Below are 20,887 nucleotides of genomic sequence, written 5' to 3'. Positions count from 1 at the left end.
TTGCTTAAGGAACCTCTGATCAATAACCGATCACCGATATAATTCTGCATCAAACTTTTTCGAGAAGCTATTCATGAAACCTTACCAACAGATGAGTTTTGCTGATGCCGAATACGCCAATAAGGGCAAAGTCACGCGCCGCGAGAAGTTTCTCGATCAACTTGATGGATTATTGCCTTGGCAGGCTATGATTGATGTTATTGAACCACACTATGCGCCAGGCAATGGGCGTGGCCGCAAACCATTTGCCTTGGAATTGATGCTGCGCGCGCATGTTGCGCAAATTATCTACAACTATTCCGATCCGGGCATGGAAGATGCGCTGTATGAGATTGAATCACTGCGCCGTTTTTGCGGCATTCGTCTGGAAGCCGTGCCGGATGAAAGCACCATTTTGCAATTTCGACATTTACTGGAAAAACACGGGTTGATGGATCAAATCTTCCAGGTCATCAACCAAACACTGAGTGAGCGTGGGTTGTTCTTGAAAGCCGGCACCATCGTCGATGCCAGCCTGATTGCCGCACCGACTTCAACCAAAAATAAAAGCCGGTCGCGTGATCCAGAAATGCATTCCAGCAAAAAGGGCAATCAATGGTTTTTCGGCAGCAAGTTTCATATCGGCGTCGATCATGAAACCGGGTTGGTGCATACGCTCAAAGTAACCTCGGGGCATGTCAGCGACGTTGCCGAAGCCGCCGCCCTGCTGCATGGCGAGGAACAGTTTGTCCATGGCGATGCCGGATATCAGGGGCTGGATAAACGCCCGGAGATGCCGGCAGAAAACCCTCCAGTCTGCGTAATCACGATGCGTCCGGGCAAACTGGCCAGGCTCACGAAAGACGATTCCGGCGCGGCTCAACTACTGCGCGGGGCCGCCCGCGAACTGGCGAAACGCCGCGCCAAAGTCGAACACGTGTTTCGGGATATCAAAATCCGCTTTGGGTATGCTAAAAATCGCTATCGCGGCCTGGCCAAAAATGCGGCCCGTTTGACCTTCCTGACAGCCATTGCCAACGTCATCCGTGGTGACGCCTATGAACGTCGACGCCTTGTTGCGTCTGAAATTTGAAAACAAGCCAGTAAATGGACTTGTTTCCAGAGAGAAATAGCTGTTTTCATAAAAATCAGCGTCACTATTTGAAAATAGTGGCTAGTTTTTGAGTGACTGCCGTTCAGAATGTTTGTTTTTCAGAGGTTCCTTAAGTTCGAACAGGCAGGAAAACATATCAGTCAAGACTAGAATATCGTCAATAAATCGATTACGCCATTTGTGCGGAGGTAATGATTCCAGTAAAGTATCGGATAAAGTCCCTAAAGTAATGATTCTCGTCATTCGAAAATCACGGTGTGATTGTTGTAAGAGCCTGACGTATTCTTTTACTTCAGCATCAATCTGGCGCTTGAGAATACATAGGTCAACTTGCGTATCGTAGATCTGTGTCAATATTCTAGCCTCGTGCCCTGACACGCTTTTTATTGAGCCTGGGGCTTGTTGCGCTAGCGATTGGTCAATTTTTGCTGAATTAATCATCTGATTGATTGCTCCACGCAGGAAATGGATCTTTCAAAGTAAGCCAATAGCTTTCGCCAGCCTCAAGCTCCGTATTATTCAGCAAGCATTCATCCAGCCATTGACATATGCCTTGTTGATCTAGGTTCTGACCGATAAAAACCAATTCTTGCCGCCGATCTCCATCGGGCTCTTCCCATTTTTCCAATATGGATTGGAAATAACCTTCATCATTCGGCCACTCATTTCTAGGCACGGCTTTCCAGAACATGCCAGCATAACCATAGTGTGCAATACCACCAGCCTGATTCCACTGGCCCGCATAATCCGGGCGTGTCGCTAACCAGAAGTATCCCTTTGAGCGGAGTAGCTTGCCTCCCGGCCAAGGTTGATGGAGAAAATCGTAAAATCGCTGAGGATGGAATGGCTTTCTGGCTGTATACACAAAACTGCTGATGCCGTACTCTTCAGTTTCAGGAATATGTTCCCCGCGCATCTCTTTTAACCAGCCAGGCGCTTGTTGGGCATGCTCAAAACTGAATTTACCTGTATTTAAAAGCTTAGACAATTCAGCTCGCCCGTTCTTAATAGCAATTATTTCAGCTTCAGTATTCAAACTACGTAAGATGCCTTGTAATTGGGTTAACTCAGCCGAACTGATTAAGTCAATCTTGTTGATCAAAATTACATCGCTAAATTCCACCTGATCAATCAGGAGGTCAGCTACACTGCGCTCGTCATCTTCTCCCAGGCTTTCTCCCACCTCTTGAAGCATTCTTGCTTCTTCAAAATCTTTCGTGAAATTGACTGCATCAACCACCGTTACCATGGTATCTAATCGCGCAATATCCGATAGACTGGCCCCGTCGTCATCAGCCAATGTAAATGTTTCCGCGATCGGCAATGGTTCAGATATTCCTGTGGATTCAATGACCAGATAATCGAATCTCTGCTCGATGGCCAATTTACGCACTTCAATCAGTAAATCTTCGCGCAAGGTGCAGCAAATGCAGCCGTTGCTCATCTCAATCAGTTTCTCTTTGGAGCGGTTGAATGAAACCTCTTTTTCAATAATGGATGCGTCAATATTGATTTCGCTCATGTCATTTACAATAACTGCAATTTGCTGTCCTTGCCGATTATTGAGAATATGATTCAGCACAGTCGTTTTCCCTGCACCCAGAAATCCTGAAAGAATGGTGACTGGTAATCTTTTTAGGGGCTTATTCAATTCATTTGCTGCGGACATAAAAGTGAATTCCAGAATATCTGATTATTTATGATATGTTCTAACGTATCATAAATCAAGCTAATTATTTGTTAATGGCTATGTCATCGTTAATTGTTGGTCACTGCAAATAAACACTATTTATCATTTATAAACAAGTCATTAGCCAAAAAACCAATAATTGATATTTTTCTTTAAATTTATTGGGTTACATGACAACCACTAACTAACGATGACATAGCCTTGTTAATCCAGCTGCTTTTATAAAATCGTTGAGTTGAGTGTGTTTCCGTAAGCTATCCCGGAGAGTTAAGGTTTTGTTGGACTCGACAAATACGAGTTGTCAGCGAGGCTCTGTGGCTCAATGCGTCCGCATCACACGCACCAATCGTTTTGGAGCATTCGCATTGAGACGTTTGATAGAATAACGTATTTCCTCGGTCACTTTGTTATTGGTTCGTCTTCTGGTGGTAACGGTAATAATGCTTTGTAAGCTTTTCCAGTCATATTGTTTTTGGAATCGGGCTGTATCGGTTATTGTTTGAATTGAGCGAGTTTTAATGCGGCTATACGCACTCTCATGGCTAATCAAGGCGGATGGCGGTTTTTTTTAGAACTTGTCGGTGCTGCGTTTCAAACACTTGCTTGCCATTTATTGAAATCACTTTGTCTTCGGTGATGTTGATCGGATTAGGGGCTCAATGGAGAAAATAAACGCTGAGCTGTTTGGTATCAATGGCAGCCCAATTATCTGTACCATAAATCGCAGCGCAGATGCTGATAAAGAAAATATTTTACAGCTGATGCTTCTTTTATCTATTTACTCGAAGCATCTTTGATGCTCGAAAAGTGATGGATAATTAAAGATATTAGCTTTGTTGTCATGTAAAATCAGAATGATAGTATCGCTGCCTTATTTAAATTCTATATTTCAAATGCTTTTAGGCGCGATTGTCTTGATTCAGGAAGAGACTTGTCATTGACTTGGATTAGTAAAACATAGATAATCCTCGATTATTTTGGAGGGGTTCCCGAGCGGTCAAAGGGATCAGACTGTAAATCTGACGGCTCTGCCTTCGAAGGTTCGAATCCTTCCCCCTCCACCATATACGTTGTACCTATGTCTGTTGGGTAATATTCAGTTGGAGTTGAATTGGTGAGCAGGCTGAAATAGTGGCTTAATCACAAAGAAAGTTATGAGCGGGTGTAGCTCAATGGTAGAGCAGAAGCCTTCCAAGCTTACGACGAGGGTTCGATTCCCTTCACCCGCTCCACTAGAAGAGAAGGATGTAAATATTGGAGTCGTTTGCCCATGTAGCTCAGTGGTAGAGCACTCCCTTGGTAAGGGAGAGGCCGCCAGTTCAATCCTGGCCATGGGCACCACGTTTTTGTTTTTTGTAATGGCTATGTGCACGTAGTGCGCGTAGTCTGATCTGGTTGGCAAGCTTGGAATGCCGATGTCGGTTGATGTGGCGTTAAAATGAGAAGGGTAAAACATGGCTAAGAGTAAATTTGAGCGAAGTAAACCACATGTGAATGTTGGAACAATAGGGCACGTGGATCATGGTAAGACCACACTGACGGCTGCGATCACGACGGTGTTGACGAGCAAGTATGGTGGGGAGATGAAATCCTATGACCAGATTGATTCTGCGCCGGAGGAGCGTGCGCGCGGCATTACGATTAACACCTCTCACGTAGAATACGAGACGGGTAATCGTCACTATGCGCACGTTGATTGTCCTGGGCATGCTGATTATGTAAAGAACATGATTACTGGTGCAGCGCAGATGGATGGAGCGATTCTAGTGGTATCGGCAGCAGACGGACCGATGCCGCAGACGCGTGAACATATCTTGCTGGCGCGCCAGGTTGGGGTTCCTTACATCATTGTCTACATGAATAAAGCGGATATGGTGGACGATGCCGAATTGTTGGAGCTGGTGGAAATGGAGATACGTGAGCTACTTTCAAAGTATGATTTTCCTGGCGATGACACACCGATTATAACTGGATCGGCGCTAAAAGCGCTGGAAGGGGATCAAAGTGAGATTGGGCAGCCTTCAATATTTAAACTGGCGGAGGCGCTGGATACCTACATACCTGAGCCAGAGCGTGCAATTGATGGTGCGTTCATTATGCCGGTAGAGGATGTGTTTTCTATCTCTGGTCGAGGTACGGTGGTGACGGGGCGCGTAGAGCGTGGCGTTATCAAGGTTGGGGAAGAGCTTGAGATTGTTGGTTTGCGGCCAACCATTAAAACGGTTTGTACGGGTGTTGAAATGTTTCGTAAGCTGCTTGATCAAGGGCAGGCCGGAGATAATGTGGGCGTACTATTGCGAGGTACTAAGCGAGAAGAGGTTGAGCGTGGACAAGTGCTGGCTAAGCCGGGTAGTATTCTGCCGCATACCAAGTTTACGGCAGAGATCTATGTGTTGAGCAAGGAAGAGGGCGGTCGGCATACACCATTTTTTGCGGGTTATCGCCCACAGTTTTACTTTCGGACAACGGATGTGACCGGATCGATAGAGCTGCCAGCGGGTACAGAAATGGTTATGCCGGGTGACAATGTTTCAGTTACTGTAAATCTTATCGCCCCTATTGCAATGGATGAGGGATTGAGATTCGCCATCCGTGAAGGTGGGCGCACCGTGGGAGCGGGTGTGGTTGCAAAAGTACTGGAGTAGTAATAGAGATAATTAATTTGGTTGGTAGTGACTAATACAGGCCAGTAGCTCAATTGGCAGAGCGTCGGTCTCCAAAACCGAAGGTTGGGGGTTCGATGCCCTCCTGGCCTGCCAGCAGAATTTCCAGGTGAAATCAATGCTAACACACAGCAAGACATTGTTTATATTTCAATTTATTAACCAGGTATAGCGCACTAGAAAGTATAAATATTCTGTCTTAATTTAAATAGGTTATAAGTGGATAAGGTTAAACTGGTTTTAGCATTAATGTTGGGTGCGGCAGGTATTCTCGGCTATTACTTCTTGAGTGAAAGTGCGATGGTGATACGGGTCGTTTCGGTATTGCTCGGGTTGATACTGGGAGTTGCCTTGGCATCATTTACGTCACCAGGCAGGCAATTTTTAGTATTTGCTCGGGACTCGATTGATGAGACTAAAAAAGTAGTATGGCCAAATCGAAAAGAAACGTTGCAGACAGCGGGTACAGTATTTGCATTTGTTATGGCAATGGCAGTTTTTTTATGGTTGGTAGATGCGGGGCTCATGTCAATTGTGAAGTTGGTAATGAATCAGGAGGATTGACTGTGTGCCAGGTGATAAATGAATAAAAAATGGTACGCTATCCATGCCTACTCTGGATTTGAGAAGAGTGTTAAGCGGGCCTTAGAGGAGCGCATTAAACAGCAAAAATTAGAAAATCAGTTTGGAGACATACTTGTTCCGGTAGAAGAGGTTATAGAAATTAAGGGTGGCCAAAAAAATATTAGTGAGCGGAAATTTTTCCCGGGATATATTTTGATTGAGATGGAATTGACCGATGAAACCTGGCATTTGGTTAAGGGAACGCCAAAAATAACTGGTTTTGTGGGAGGGGCAACGACACAGCCGGTTCCGATTAGTAAGCGGGAAATTGATGCTATTTTAAATCAAGTTAAGGAAGGCGTAGAAAAACCCAAGCCTAAAATTCTATTTCAGGCAGGGGAGCTTGTTCGGGTTAAAGATGGGCCTTTTACTGATTTTCAAGGTAGTGTTGAAGAGGTTAATTACGATAAAAATAAATTACATGTATCAGTTTCAATTTTTGGAAGGCCGACGCCAATTGAATTAGATTTTGGTCAGGTTGAAAAAGTGTAATGGTTTGGTTTTAGTCCCGTTCAAGGTTGATCAGGTGTATTGGCAGTTTATCAATGTATGACAGTAGCTTTGGATTGTCACGTTAATGATATCGGAAAAGATTGGACGGATTCATATTTTAAGGGGAGAGTGTTTGTTGCTCGTCTAACCCACTCGGGAGAATAGTTTGGCTAAGAAAATTATAGGCTACATCAAGTTGCAGATACCAGCAGGAAAAGCAAACCCTAGTCCACCAATTGGACCGGCGTTAGGGCAGCGGCAATTGAATATTATGGAATTTTGTAAGGCATTTAACGCTGCCACTCAGAAGATGGAGCTTGGTTTGCCCGTTCCAGTGGTGATTACTGCCTATGCGGACAAAAGTTTTACTTTTGTTATGAAAACTACGCCTGCTGCCGTGCTAATTAAAAAATTAGCGGGTGTAAGCAAGGGAAGTCCGCGGCCTCACACAGATAAGGTCGGCAGGCTGACACGTGAGCAAGCAGAAGAGATTGCTAAAATAAAAACTCCTGATCTAACAGCCGCCGATATTGATGCTGCGGTGAGAACCATAGCTGGTAGTGCCAGAAGCATGGGTATTGAGGTGGAGGGGCAATAAGATGAAAAAATCTTCTAAAAGATACCAGGCTGCTCTTTATAAAATTGACAAGTCCAAGCTTTATTCCCCAGAAGAAGCTTTAGCCGTTGTCAAAGAGACGGCGACAGCGAAATTTAATGAGTCAGTTGATGTTGCTATATCGCTCGGTATCGATGTGAGAAAGTCGGATCAGGTAGTGCGTGGCTCGGTAGTAATGCCATCTGGAACAGGGAAAACAGTACGTGTTGCGGTATTTGCTCAGGGAGAAAAAGCTAAGGAAGCAGAGCAGGCTGGTGCTGATATTGTTGGTTTTGAAGATTTGGCGGACAAAATAAAAGCGGGTGAAATCAATTTTGATCTGGCGATAGCCAGTCCCGATGCAATGAGAATTGTGGGGCAGCTAGGTCAGATACTCGGTCCGCGTGGTTTGATGCCAAATCCAAAAGTAGGTACAGTTACGCCGGATGTGGCTAATGCAGTTAGAAACGCGAAAGCAGGGCAGGTACAGTTCAGGGCGGATAAAGCCGGTATAGTTCACTGCACAATAGGTCGGGCTTCATTCGAGGTGGACGCGTTGTTGAAAAATATTATGGCACTGATCAATGCTCTCAATAAATCAAAACCTGCAACTTCCAAAGGAGTTTATCTGCGAAAAATAGCAATTTCCAGTACGATGGGCGCTGGGATTAAGGTTGATCATGCTGGTTTGCTCTAGTTAATTTATCGAACTTTGGGCTGTTGACAGGAGGCTGTCAACAGGTTGTCAAAGACCGTTGGGGTTTGGCTTACGCAAGTATCGATAGTATGATTTCGATGCGACACGTGGGCTAAAACTTAATTATATTTTTCCTGGTATTTAAGTTCTTTATTAGGGCTTAAGTTCTTGGTATTACCCAACGTAGATGGTGTGCCCAAACAGGATGTAGAAAACCTTCCTCCTGATGAAAGTGCGCTGTTTTAGCAGTGCTAAAGGTCAATCGTTAAATAAATTGGCGATGCGCTTTTGGCTGTATTCTATGGAGAATTTATTTTGAGTCTTAATCTGGATGATAAAAAAGCGATCGTAGCAGAAGTAAGTGAGGAAATAACTAAGGCACAGGCTGTTTTTATAGCTGAATATCGTGGTTTAGGTGTCAGTAAATTTACACTTCTACGCGCTAAAACACGGGAAGCTGGTATTTATTTTCGTGTCGTTAAAAATACCCTGGTCAGGCGCGCGGTGGCTAACACACCTTTCTCGGGGTTGGCTGATCATATGGTTGGGCCATTAGTTTATGGTATTGGAAGTGATCCGGTTGTAGCCGCCAAAGTACTGCACGAATTTTCTAAAACCAATGAGGGTTTTGTTATCAAAGCGGGTGCGATGGCTGGTATGGTTATGTCTACTAAGGATGTGGCTATTCTGGCGACCTTGCCAAGCAGAGATGTGTTACTGGCCAAGCTGCTTGGCACCATGCAGGCGCCTGTAGCACAGTTTGTTAGAACTCTCAATGAAATCCCCACCAGATTCGTTCGTGGACTTGCGGCAGTTCGAGATCAGAAATAAGAGATTTTGAATGCCTGCTTTCGCATAGTAACTATTACCTATTTTAACTGTAATCAATTTTAATCAGGAGAAACTCATGGCTATAGCCAAACAAGAAATTCTAGAATCAATTGCTAATATGACGGTATTGGAGTTATCTGAGTTAATCAAGGAAATGGAAGAAAAGTTTGGGGTTTCGGCAGCAGCTGCAACCGTTGCAGTTGCGGCAGCTCCAGCAGCTGGTGGAGAAGTCGCTGAAGAGCAGACGGAATTTTCAGTCATTCTTACTAGCGCTGGTGAAAGTAAGGTTAATGTCATTAAGGTTGTTAGAGCAGCAACTGGATTGGGTTTGAAAGAAGCTAAAGATCTGGTGGATGGCGCTCCTAAACCTGTAAAAGAAGGCATTTCCAAAGAAGATGCAGAAGCGCTCAAGAAACAACTTATCGAGGCAGGTGCTGGTTGCGAGATCAAATAACTAGCAATCATGGCCTTGATCGGGCTGGCGCACACGCTTATAGCGTGTCACCAGCCCTGTTTACTTTGTGGTCGAAGCACATTAACTAATATATTCCGGATATACATTAGGCAATATCGTTACCATGAAGCTGAAATTTACTGCGTCTTTTGGTATCAATAGTTTCTTATTCTCTTGATTTGTAAATTTGTGGCTCATCAAGCTAATGTCGCTGTTAAATCATCTAACATTTTGTGGTAAGCGATGATTCCTCTTACTAATACTTTAACGTTTTTGCTATTGAACGTGCAATCAGTTGATTCCTGATTAACATAGCAAGCCTCAAACTATATTTCTGAAGTTGCCTATTAGCAGCATAATGCGTGGAGAGAATTCAATGAGTTATTCGTTTGCTGAGAAAAAACGTATTCGTAAAAGCTTTGCTAAACGTCCCAGTATATTATCATTCCCGTTTCTTCTTGCTACGCAGATAGAGTCCTATTCTGAATTCTTGCAAGAAAAAATTTCCCCCATCGAGCGAAAGCTACAAGGTCTTCAGGCTGCATTTCATGCGGTTTTTCCAATAGAGAGCCACTCCAACAATGCGCGTTTGGATTTTATTCATTATTCGCTTGGTACGCCGGGGTTTGATGTTAAAGAATGTCAGCAAAGAGGGCTGACCTACGCGTCTGCTTTGCGTGCAAGAGTTAGATTGACCATTTTCGATAAAGAAGCTTCTAAACCAACAGTGAAGGAAGTAAAGGAGCAAGAAGTTTATATGGGGGAAATTCCCCTGATGACTGAAACTGGTTCTTTCGTTATCAATGGCACTGAGCGGGTTATTGTGTCGCAGCTTCACCGGTCACCTGGTGTTTTCTTTGAGCACGATAGAGGAAAAACGCACTCATCTGGTAAATTGCTATTTTCTGCTCGTATTATTCCGTATCGTGGTTCTTGGTTAGATTTTGAGTTTGATCCGAAAGACTATGTTTATTTTCGAATCGATCGACGCCGGAAAATGCCGGTAACTACTTTACTTAAAGCGATGGGGTATTCGTCAGCTCAAATTCTGGCTGAATTTTTTGAGTTTGATCATTTTACTTTTTCGAAAAAAGGAATATTTTTTGATTTGCTGCCTGAGCGTCTCCGAGGCGAATTGGCAAGTTTTGATATTGTTGCACCAGATGGCAAAGTTATCGTCCAGAAGGACAAGAGAATAACGGCCAAACATGTCCGTGAGTTGCAACAATCTGGCATGAGTAGCGTTAGTATTCCTGAAGAATTCTTGCTGGGAAAAATACTGGCGAAAGATATTGTGGACAAGGAAACCGGTGAAGTTGTCGCACTGGCCAATAGCGAAATTAATGAAATATTATTGGCGAATATTCTTCAGGCTTCCGTGAAAGAAATTGATACATTATTCGTTAACGATCTCAATCAAGGTCCATATATTTCTCAAACGTTGCGAATCGATGAGTCTATTGATGCGATATCAGCGCAGGTTGCGATCTATCGGATGATGCGGCCAGGAGAGCCACCAACAGAAGAGGCAGTTGCAGCCCTGTTTAACGGGTTATTTTATTCGCCGGATCGGTATGACTTGTCAGTTGTAGGACGCATGAAATTTAATCGGCGAGTTGGTCGGGAAGAATTAACAGGCTCCGTCACCCTGGCGAATGAAGATATTTTGGAAGTCGTCCGGATATTGGTGGCTTTACGTAATGGTGTGGGTGAAATTGATGATATCGATCATTTAGGTAATCGCCGCGTTCGTTCAGTTGGTGAGTTGGTTGAAAATCAATTCAGGACCGGATTGGCGCGTGTGGAAAAGGCCGTGAGAGAGCGTCTGAGTCAGGCGGAGTCGGAAAATCTTATGCCACACGATTTTATTAATGCGAAACCGGTTTCATCGGCAATAAGAGAATTTTTTGGGTCGAGTCAATTATCGCAATTTATGGATCAGACAAATCCGCTGTCTGAAATTACACATAAAAGACGTATATCAGCCCTTGGACCAGGTGGATTGACCAGAGAAAGAGCTGGGTTTGAGGTGAGGGATGTGCATCCAACGCACTATGGTCGAGTTTGCCCAATTGAAACCCCGGAAGGACCGAATATTGGCCTGATTAACTCGTTGGCTTTATACGCTCGCACCAATGAGTATGGATTTATCGAAACACCTTACCGGTTGGTCAAGGCAGGCAAGGTTGCAAATGACGTGGTTTATCTTTCAGCTATTGAAGAAAGTAATTATGTCATTGCACAGGCGAACGCAAATCTGGATCAGGATGGGTCATTCAAAGACGAAGTTGTATCATGTCGTCATAAGAATGAATTTACGCTCTCACCAAGGGAGCAAATTGAATATGTTGATATTGCGCCAGCACAGATTGTTTCTGTCGCAGCTTCCCTGATTCCTTTTCTGGAGCATGATGATGCCAACCGTGCGTTGATGGGATCCAATATGCAACGTCAGGCCGTACCTTGTTTGCGTGCAGAGAAGTCGCTAGTTGGCACGGGGATTGAGCGTGTGGTTGCCGTGCACTCTGGAACAGCAGTGAAAGCCAGAAGAGGCGGAGTGGTTGATTATGTCGATGCGAGCCGCATCGTAATCCGTGTGCACGATGCAGAAGCGCGTATGGGCGAAGTTGGCGTGGATATTTATAACCTGATCAAGTACACGCGCTCCAATCAGAATACCAATATTAACCAGCGGCCGCTGGTTAAAGTGGGAGATAGGTTGGAACGCGATGATGTCATTGCTGACGGAGCTTCTACCGATTTGGGTGAGTTGGCGTTGGGGCAAAATATGCTGATCGCTTTTATGCCCTGGAATGGCTATAACTACGAAGACTCTATTCTGATATCAGAGCGGGTGGTTTCTGAGGATCGTTTTACATCAATTCATATTGAAGAGTTAACAGCGGTAAGTCGTGATACCAAGTTAGGTACGGAAGAGATTACGGCTGATATTCCAAATTTATCGGAACGTCAGCGTTCACGACTCGATGAGTCGGGCATTGTTTACATTGGCGCAGAAGTTGCCGCAGGGGACGTACTAGTGGGAAAAGTAACGCCCAAAAGCGAAACACAATTAACTCCAGAGGAAAAACTGCTCCGAGCAATCTTTGGAGAAAAAGCATCGGATGTTAAAGATACTTCGTTGCATGTGCCGGCGGGTATGTCTGGAACTGTTATTGACGTACAGGTTTTTACGCGTGAAGGAGTTGAAAGGGATAAACGATCAACTCAGATAATTGAAGATGAATTAAAGCGATTCAAGAAGGATCTGGGTGATCAGATGAGGATTGTCGAAGCAGATGCCTTTGAACGTGTTGAGCGACTGTTGGGTGGAAAAGTTGCTAGTGGTGGCCCCAAAAAATTAGCCAAAGGAACTGTAATCTCGAAAGATTATCTCGATAGTGTGGATCGCCACCATTGGTTTGATATCCGTTTGGTGGATGAAGATGCCAGTCTTCAAATGGAACAAATCAAGGATGGTTTGGCACAACAGCGAAAATTGTTTGATCTGACCTATGACGAAAAGCAGAAGAAATTTACTCAGGGTGATGAACTTCCCCCGGGTGTGCAAAAAATGGTCAAGGTTTATGTTGCCATCAAAAGAAGATTACAAGCTGGAGACAAAATGGCCGGTCGGCATGGAAACAAGGGCGTGATTTCAAAAATCGCACCTGTTGAGGATATGCCATACATGGCTGACGGTACACCAGTAGATATCGTCCTGAACCCACTTGGTGTTCCCTCGAGGATGAATATTGGACAGGTACTTGAGGTTCATCTGGGATGGGCAGCAAAACAGTTGGGTAAGAAAATTAATGAATTACTTCAGAGACAACGCTCCGTAGCGGAAATTAGGGATTTACTTGAAAAAATCTACAACGGTAGTGGTAAACAAGAAAACCTTTCTATTCTTGGTGACAAGGAAATTATGGAGCTTGCCGAAAATCTATCTGAAGGTGTGCCGTTTGCCACTCCGGTGTTTGATGGTGCACATGAATCGGAAATTAAACAGATGTTAATACTGGCCGGATTGCCGGAGTCAGGACAGACGACGCTATATGACGGCAGAACGGGCGAACCGTTCGATCGTCCCGTAACTGTTGGTTACATGCATGTTCTAAAATTACATCATTTGATTGATGACAAGATGCATGCCCGATCAACTGGTCCTTACAGCTTGGTTACCCAACAGCCGCTAGGAGGTAAAGCCCAATTCGGTGGGCAGAGATTCGGTGAAATGGAGGTATGGGCGCTGGAAGCCTATGGTGCAGCTTACACACTACAGGAAATGTTGACCGTGAAATCAGATGATGTTAATGGGCGCACCAAGGTTTACGAGAGCATTGTGAAAGGTGATCATAAGATTGATGCGGGAATGCCGGAATCCTTTAATGTGTTGGTCAAAGAAATCAGGTCTCTCGGATTGGATATTGATTTGGTGCAAAATTAAGCTGTTCGGACTAACTGGCTGCCATGCAGTTTATTTAATACTCATTGCCCTATTTGCCAATCGATTCACAGGAGCGATACGTGAAAGCACTACTTGATCTATTTAAACAGGTAACACAAAAAGAAGAGTTTGATTCGATAAAAGTTTCTCTGACCTCGCCGGAGAAAATCCGTTCGTGGTCGTACGGTGAGGTCAAAAAACCGGAAACGATTAATTATCGAACTTTTAAACCAGAAAGAGACGGATTATTTTGTGCCAAAATTTTTGGACCGGTTAAAGACTATGAATGTTTGTGCGGTAAATATAAACGACTAAAACATCGTGGTGTAATTTGTGAGAAGTGTGGCGTTGAAGTCACCTTATCCAAGGTGCGACGCGAACGAATGGGCCATATTGAACTTGCTTCGCCAGTTGCTCATATATGGTTTCTTAAGTCACTGCCATCTCGTCTGGGTCTGATTCTCGATATGACTCTGAGAGATATTGAGCGAGTGCTTTATTTTGAAGCCTATGTTGTGACCGATCCCGGCATGACGCCGTTAACCCGTGGTCAGCTCCTGACAGACGAGGACTATCTGAATAAAACGGAGGAGTTTGGTGATGATTTCAGCGCTGCTATGGGTGCTGAAGGTGTGCAGGCGCTATTAAGTAATCTGGATATCGAGAATGAGATCACTACCTTGCGTCGAGACATTCAGTCTACTGGTTCTGAAACAAAACTAAAAAAAATGGGGAAACGCCTCAAGGTTATGGAGGCATTCCACAAATCGGGTATCAAGCCGGAGTGGATGGTTCTGAAGGTTCTTCCCGTATTGCCACCAGAACTCAGGCCATTGGTACCACTGGATGGTGGCCGCTTTGCAACCTCGGATCTTAATGATTTGTATCGTCGTGTAATTAATCGAAACAATCGGCTAAAAAGGCTACTGGAGTTGCGTGCCCCTGAAATTATTGTGCGAAATGAAAAGAGGATGCTGCAAGAATCAGTAGACTCGCTACTTGATAATGGTCGTCGCGGTAAGGCGATGACAGGCGCTAATAAACGTCCGTTGAAGTCTCTCGCAGATATGATAAAGGGCAAAGGTGGACGCTTCCGACAAAATCTGTTGGGTAAACGTGTGGATTATTCGGGTCGTTCAGTGATTGTTGTTGGTCCGCAATTAAAACTACATCAGTGTGGTCTGCCCAAAAAAATGGCGCTGGAGTTATTCAAGCCTTTCGTTTTTAATAAACTGGAAACGATGGGGATTGCTGGCACAATTAAGGCGGCCAAACGGGAAGTTGAGAATGAAACGGCAGTAGTGTGGGATATCCTGGAAGACGTTATTCGTGAACATCCAGTTATGTTGAATCGTGCTCCTACACTACATCGACTGGGTATTCAGGCTTTCGAACCCGTGTTGGTGGAAGGAAAAGCCATTCAATTACATCCGTTGGTGTGTGCGGCATTCAATGCTGACTTTGATGGTGATCAGATGGCTGTGCATGTGCCTTTATCGCTTGAGGCACAAATGGAATGTCGCACGTTGATGCTGTCAACAAATAATATTTTGTCGCCTGCTAATGGAGAACCCATTATTGTGCCCTCGCAGGATATTGTGCTGGGGCTATATTATATGACACGCGAAAAAATTGGCGCGCGTGGAGAAGGAATGATTTTTGCTGATATCTCAGAGGTTCTGCGCGCTTATGAAAATCATGTCGTGGAATTAAATGCCAAAATTACCGTTAGAATTCCGGCAGATAGAATATCTTTATCAGAAGGAAGGCAAAAAGTTGAATCCTTTATCAGACAGGAGACCACCGTTGGCAGGGCATTAATATCCGAAATCTTGCCGATGGGGTTGCCTTTTGAGCTTGTTAACAAAGCATTGAAAAAGAAAGAGATTTCAAAATTAATAAATTCAAGTTTCCGTTTGTGTGGATTGAGGGAAACGGTTATATTTGCTGACAAACTCATGTATTCCGGTTTCTCGTTTGCCACGCGTGCAGGTATTTCTATTTGTTTGGATGATCTGCTTGCTCCTGAACAGAAAGATGACATCATCCATGAAGCTGAAAAAGAAGTGAATGAGATCGCGATGCAATACGCTTCCGGGCTCGTAACACAAGGGGAGCGCTATAACAAGGTTGTGGATATCTGGGGACGTGCGGGTGATCAGGTAGCAAAAGCGATGATGGAGCAGCTTAGTATTGAGCCTGTCATCGATCATGAAACTGGTCAAGCCAGAACTGATGAGAATGGCAATGTGGTAACTCAAGAATCATTCAACTCTATTTATATGATGGCGGATTCTGGCGCCAGGGGTTCGGCTGCCCAGATCCGTCAATTGTCCGGTATGCGCGGTCTGATGGCTAAACCGGATGGGTCTATTATTGAGACGCCAATTACTGCAAATTTCCGAGAAGGACTGAATATTCTTCAATACTTTATTTCGACTCATGGTGCTCGAAAAGGTTTGGCGGATACGGCACTTAAGACAGCCAATTCTGGTTATCTGACTCGTCGTCTGGTGGACGTGACACAAGATCTCGTCATTACCGAAGAAGATTGCGGAACAGATGATGGCGTAGTGATGAAAGCCTTGGTCGAGGGAGGAGATGTAATAGAGCCATTACGTGAACGTATTTTGGGGCGAGTTGCAGCAAACGATGTGGTTGATTTGTCTTCAGGGAAGACAATACATGCTGCCGGTGTAATGCTGGATGAAGATGCCGTCGATAAAATCGATGAGTATGGAATAGATGAAGTAAAAGTACGTACGTCTCTCACTTGTAAAATTAAGTATGGGCTCTGTGCGAAATGCTATGGCCGTGACCTGGGGCGAGGGACGCTGGTTAATGTCGGTGAAGCAATAGGTGTCATTGCAGCTCAGTCCATTGGAGAGCCAGGAACTCAGCTGACAATGAGAACATTCCATATCGGTGGCGCTGCTTCGAGAGCTATAGCGATTAGCCAGGTTGAGAGCAAGTCCAACGGTATCGTTTGTTACTCACAAAACATTCGTTACGTCAAGAATGCCCAGAACGAGCTGATTGTCATTTCTCGTAGTGGGGAGGTGGTAATACAAGACGAAAGTAAACGTGAGCGCGAGAGACATAAAATACCTTATGGTGCAAAATTGCTGGTTTCTGATAATGAAGCAATCAAGGCTGGCCAGATCCTCTCGTCATGGGAGCCGCATACGCGTCCAATAATCGCGGAATATTCTGGAAAAGTACGTTTCGAGAATGTGGAAGAAGGTACGACTGTTGTTAAACAGGTTGACGAGATAACAGGTTTGGCGACTTTGGTCGTAATAGATTCCAAACGTCGTGGAGTTACGCAAGCGAAAGGGCTGCGGCCGATGGTTAAATTCCTTGATGGGAATGACCAGGAAATCATTATTGCCGGAGGCGACCAACCTGTCGGTATTACTTTCCAGGTTGGTGCGATCATCACTGTGAAAGATGGTCAGCAGGTAGAAATTGGTGAAGTGTTAGCTCATATTCCCCAGGAAACCTCGAAAACTCGTGATATTACCGGTGGGTTGCCGAGGGTGGCAGAGTTATTTGAAGCCAGGGTTCCGAAAGATGCTGGATTATTGGCAGAAGCAACGGGTACGGTAACTTTTGGTAAAGATACTAAGGGAAAACAGCGTCTGGTTATTACGGATCTTGATGGTATTGCACATGAGTACCTGATATCAAAAGACAAGCATGTTACTGCGCACGATGGTCAAATCGTCAACAAGGGAGAGCCGATTGTCGATGGACCTGTTGATCCACGGGATATTCTGCGTTTGCAAGGTATCGAGGCCTTAGCACGCTATATTAGTGATGAGGTTCAGGATGTTTATCGCCTACAAGGTGTGCGAATCAATGACAAGCATATTGAGGTAATTGTTCGTCAAATGCTTCGTCGTGTGTTGATTACAAATACTGGCGATTCTGATTTTATTCAGGGTGAACAGGTTGAGCGAGCTGAGGTTCTGACTGAAAATGAGAAACTTCTGACGCAAGATAAGCAACCTGCTACTTACGAATATGTTTTATTAGGAATTACCAAGGCATCACTTTCTACTGATTCATTTATTTCTGCGGCTTCATTCCAGGAAACTACCCGCGTTCTGACCGAAGCTGCCATTATGGGTAAAAGAGACGACTTGCGCGGCCTCAAGGAAAATGTGATTGTTGGTAGGCTAATTCCGGCAGGAACTGGATTATCCTTTCATACCATGCGTAAGATGCAAAAATCTACAGTTACTAATATTTTTGAAGACAACAATAGTTTTAAAGAAAAAGTTATCGAATAGAATAACGTGAAGAGTAACTGTGGCAAATTGCCTGACACTATTTGCATGGAAGCAGTAGTTTTATTGCAGATTAGTTTTGGAGTAGATTATCAGTCAATAGCTTTTAAATTATGCATTTAGTGATGTATGTGGTGCTTATAGGTTGATATGTTTTTTATTGGCCAAACAAAATAGTAATGTTTAACAATAAATAAGGAGAGAGACATGCATGCCGGATTTTGGCTGAAGGGAGTACTGCTAGCTTGTGGATTAGCGCTGGCTGGTGGGGTACAGGCGAACATATCGACGGTGCCGGATGTAACGTATGAAGCGTTGGGTCTGGATCGTAGCAAGGCGACGCCGAAAGAGACGCACGAAGCGTTGGTGAAGCGTTACAAGGATCCGGCGCAAGGGGCGGGTAAGGGCACGATGGGGGAATACTGGGAGCCGATACCGTACAGCATGTACCTGGATCCGGCCACGTTTTACAAGCCACCGACCTCAATGCGCGACAAGGCGAGCCGGAAGGAATGTGTAGAATGCCACACAGATGAGTCGCCGGTATGGGTACAGGCGTGGAAGCGCAGCACCCATGCGAACCTGGACAAGGTTCGCAAACTGCAGCCGAGTGATCCGACCTACTACAAGAAAGCCAAGTTAGAAGAAGTCGAAGCCAATCTGCGTTCGATGGGTAAGTTAGGCGAGAAAGAACCTTTGAAAGAAGTTGGCTGTATAGACTGTCACGTATCGATCAATGCGGACTCGAAGCAAAAGATTGATCACAGCAAAGACCTGATCATGCCGACAGCAGATGTTTGTGGTGCCTGCCACCTGCGTGAATTTGCCGAACGTGAATCCGAGCGTGACACCATGATCTGGCCGAATGGACAATGGCCGGACGGACGTCCATCCCATGCGCTTGACTACAGCGCCAACGTTGAGACCACCGTCTGGGCCGCGATGCCGCAAAGAGAAGTTGCGGAAGGCTGCACCATGTGCCATACCAACCAGAACAAATGTGACTCCTGCCATACACGTCACGAATTTTCTGCAGCCGAATCGCGCAAACCGGAAGCGTGCGCCACCTGCCACAGCGGAGTAGACCACAACAACTGGGAAACCTATTCCATGTCCAAGCACGGCAAGATGGTTGCCATGCTGGGCGATAAATGGAACTGGGAAGCACCGCTGAAAGATGCCTACGCTGTTGGTGGACAAAATGCACCGACCTGTGCGGGTTGCCATTTCGAGTATGAAGGCGAATACACCCACAACATCACACGCAAGATTCGTTGGGCGAACTACCCATTTGTTCCGGGCATTGCAGAAAACATCACCAGCGACTGGTCAGAAGCACGGCTTGACTCCTGGGTTGTCACCTGCACCCAGTGTCACTCCGAACGTTTTGCCCGCTCCTACCTGGAACTGATGGACAAAGGCACACTGGAAGGATTGGCCAAATATCAGGAAGCCCATGAACTGGTTGAAAAGCTGTACAAGGCAGGCAACCTGACGGGACAGAAAACCAATCGTCCTGCTCCTCCGGAGCCAGAGAAACCTGGTTTCCATATTTTCACCCAGCTCTTCTGGTCGAAAGGCAACAACCCGGCCTCGATCGAACTGAAAGTACTGGAAATGGCTGAAAACGACCTGGCAAAAATGCACGTTGGTCTGGCGCATACCAACCCGGGTGGCTGGACCTATACCGAAGGTTGGGGTCCGATCAACCGTGCCTATGTTGAAATTCAGGATGAACACACCAAAATGCAGGAAATGGCTGCTCTGCAGGAACGGGTGAACAAACTGGAGAGCAAGAAAACCAGCCTGCTGGACATCACGACCCCTGAGGACAAAATCTCCCTGGGTGGACTGGGTGGTGGCATGCTGCTCGCGGGCACACTGGCCTTGCTTGGCTGGCGCAGCCGCAAGCAGAAACAGGCTTGAGCGAGCCACTGACGACTGGCCAGCGCGCGCGAGCGGGCTGGCTGGACAAGATCCTCCCGTTACTCGGCATCCTGCTGGTAACGGGAGGATTTATTTTACTCGCCTGGTTTTCCTGGCTATGGTTCACTCCTGGAACGGCCCCATATCAGTATCAATTGCTGGAGACGGGAGATAGCAGCAAATTTCCGCAACTGGAACTGAGCGCATGGCCTGACCTGACCATTGATCAATACGAAGTGCGTGTACCGGAGGTAGACCAGGTCGTTGCCTACGCCTATTTTGGACGGCGTGCGAAACATCCCCCGGTGTTGCTTGACTGGCAGAATCTCACCAGCGAACCGCTATTAATACTTGATCGCAAACCAGCTGAATTGAGTGCACTGGCGGCGGCTATTGAGAAACATGCCGCAGCAGATGCCACGATACTTGCCTGGTGGGACACCTCCGCGCAACTGGCCTTACTGACCGGACGTCATGTCCTGTCCCGCAGCCCGTTACATGAACCGCTCATTATCCCGGAAGTCTGGCAGACACAGCGCGCTGCCATCCTTGATTACGAGAGTGAACAGGTTGCCACCGTAGTGAGTGATGAAGAGCGCACCCAGTTTCAGCGTTTCACCCACGCACTGGCCCAACCGCATGAAATCGGACTGGCTGAATTGCGCGCATTAAGTGATCCTGACCGGGAAACCTACCTGGTAGTACACGTCACCGACCTGTACAAACTGGGATTGCTATACCCGGAAAAACTCGGAGTAGCTTACAAAAACTACCGCATGACCGGTAACATTCACGGCATGATCAGCCACCTCAAAACTGAAATGGGGCGGCGCGGCTACACCACCTACACCCTGCAATCACTATCGGAAGAACTGATTCGTGCTTTTTTTCTGACAGATGAAGCGAGTGACCAGACCCTGATTGCACCGCTACTGCCCCTAACCGACCGACCGCCGCCGCTGGAACTTGACACCCCGAGACTGATCTACCAGCAAGGTGGGTATTGGGTATACAGACTGCTGGCAGAGCCATCCGATCAGAGTGGAGAATGATTACGGGATACCCTGTTTGCAATGATTT

14 protein-coding genes and 4 tRNA genes are annotated in these 20,887 nt (G+C 45.7%); 16 read left to right on the top strand and 2 right to left on the bottom strand.

All coding sequences use genetic code 11. The features are described from left to right. The first annotated feature begins 73 nt into the window (after positions 1–73). Positions 74–1,072, top strand: coding sequence for an IS5 family transposase (locus IPG31_06855; protein MBK6618081.1), 999 nt, complete (start codon positions 74–76; stop codon positions 1,070–1,072). 81 nt (positions 1,073–1,153) lie between these two features. On the opposite strand, the gene IPG31_06850 is transcribed toward IPG31_06855, so the two are convergent. Both IPG31_06850 and IPG31_06845 read right to left on the bottom strand, forming a co-directional pair. Continuing rightward, positions 1,154–1,534 carry a DUF1826 domain-containing protein gene (locus IPG31_06850; protein MBK6618080.1) on the bottom strand — a complete coding sequence of 127 codons (381 nt, stop codon included), beginning with the start codon at positions 1,532–1,534 and terminating at the stop codon, positions 1,154–1,156. Continuing rightward, the gene (locus IPG31_06845; protein MBK6618079.1) at positions 1,527–2,762 is read right to left on the bottom strand and encodes a GTP-binding protein; all 1,236 of its coding nucleotides are present in this window, start codon (positions 2,760–2,762) and stop codon (positions 1,527–1,529) included. The genes IPG31_06850 and IPG31_06845 overlap by 8 nt, the downstream gene beginning before the upstream one ends. Before the next feature lie 1,000 nt (positions 2,763–3,762). Here IPG31_06845 and IPG31_06840 point away from each other — a divergent pair. The 15 genes from IPG31_06840 (at position 3,763) to haoB (ending at position 20,859) form a co-directional block, all read left to right on the top strand. After that, positions 3,763–3,847: transfer RNA gene (locus tag IPG31_06840), tRNA-Tyr, on the top strand. 94 nt (positions 3,848–3,941) lie between these two features. Then, positions 3,942–4,015 (top strand) — tRNA-Gly (locus IPG31_06835). A gap of 34 nt (positions 4,016–4,049) precedes the next feature. Then, positions 4,050–4,124: transfer RNA gene (locus tag IPG31_06830), tRNA-Thr, on the top strand. Positions 4,125–4,237: 113 nt separating this feature from the next. Further along, positions 4,238–5,428, top strand: a complete 1,191-nt coding sequence (gene tuf, locus IPG31_06825) for an elongation factor Tu (GenBank protein ID MBK6618078.1) — start codon at positions 4,238–4,240, stop codon at positions 5,426–5,428. Positions 5,429–5,466: 38 nt separating this feature from the next. Next, positions 5,467–5,542 (top strand) — tRNA-Trp (locus tag IPG31_06820). 123 nt (positions 5,543–5,665) lie between these two features. Further along, the gene (secE, locus tag IPG31_06815; protein MBK6618077.1) at positions 5,666–6,010 is read left to right on the top strand and encodes a preprotein translocase subunit SecE; all 345 of its coding nucleotides are present in this window, start codon (positions 5,666–5,668) and stop codon (positions 6,008–6,010) included. Positions 6,011–6,028: 18 nt separating this feature from the next. Then, a complete protein-coding gene (gene nusG, locus IPG31_06810; GenBank protein ID MBK6618076.1) occupies positions 6,029–6,562 on the top strand; it encodes a transcription termination/antitermination protein NusG in 534 nt (177 codons plus the stop codon). A 166-nt stretch (positions 6,563–6,728) separates the two neighbouring features. Further along, positions 6,729–7,160 (top strand): 50S ribosomal protein L11, encoded by a 432-nt coding sequence (gene rplK / locus IPG31_06805; protein ID MBK6618075.1) that lies wholly within the window; start codon positions 6,729–6,731, stop codon positions 7,158–7,160. A 1-nt stretch (position 7,161) separates the two neighbouring features. Then, positions 7,162–7,854 (top strand): 50S ribosomal protein L1, encoded by a 693-nt coding sequence (gene rplA, locus IPG31_06800; GenBank protein MBK6618074.1) that lies wholly within the window; start codon positions 7,162–7,164, stop codon positions 7,852–7,854. 315 nt (positions 7,855–8,169) lie between these two features. After that, positions 8,170–8,685, top strand: a complete 516-nt coding sequence (gene rplJ / locus IPG31_06795) for a 50S ribosomal protein L10 (protein MBK6618073.1) — start codon at positions 8,170–8,172, stop codon at positions 8,683–8,685. A gap of 76 nt (positions 8,686–8,761) precedes the next feature. Next, complete coding sequence (rplL, locus tag IPG31_06790) at positions 8,762–9,139, top strand: 50S ribosomal protein L7/L12 (GenBank protein ID MBK6618072.1); 378 nt, start codon at positions 8,762–8,764, stop codon at positions 9,137–9,139. A 376-nt stretch (positions 9,140–9,515) separates the two neighbouring features. Continuing rightward, positions 9,516–13,589, top strand: a complete 4,074-nt coding sequence (rpoB, locus tag IPG31_06785) for a DNA-directed RNA polymerase subunit beta (GenBank protein MBK6618071.1) — start codon at positions 9,516–9,518, stop codon at positions 13,587–13,589. Positions 13,590–13,669: 80 nt separating this feature from the next. Beyond that, positions 13,670–17,884, top strand: coding sequence for a DNA-directed RNA polymerase subunit beta' (gene rpoC, locus IPG31_06780; protein ID MBK6618070.1), 4,215 nt, complete (start codon positions 13,670–13,672; stop codon positions 17,882–17,884). 204 nt (positions 17,885–18,088) lie between these two features. Further along, entirely contained in the window at positions 18,089–19,807 is a 1,719-nt protein-coding gene (locus tag IPG31_06775) for a hydroxylamine reductase (protein ID MBK6618069.1), read from the top strand. After that, positions 19,804–20,859: a hydroxylamine oxidation protein HaoB gene (gene haoB / locus IPG31_06770; protein ID MBK6618068.1), complete on the top strand. Its 1,056-nt coding sequence runs from the start codon at positions 19,804–19,806 to the stop codon at positions 20,857–20,859. The genes IPG31_06775 and haoB overlap by 4 nt, the downstream gene beginning before the upstream one ends. Positions 20,860–20,887 lie beyond the last annotated feature (28 nt).

This window comes from Nitrosomonas sp. (genome assembly GCA_016703745.1).
Classification (GTDB): Bacteria; Pseudomonadota; Gammaproteobacteria; order Burkholderiales; family Nitrosomonadaceae; genus Nitrosomonas.
Note: the sequence above shows the minus strand (reverse complement) of the source record. Positions and strands in the feature narration are given on the sequence as shown.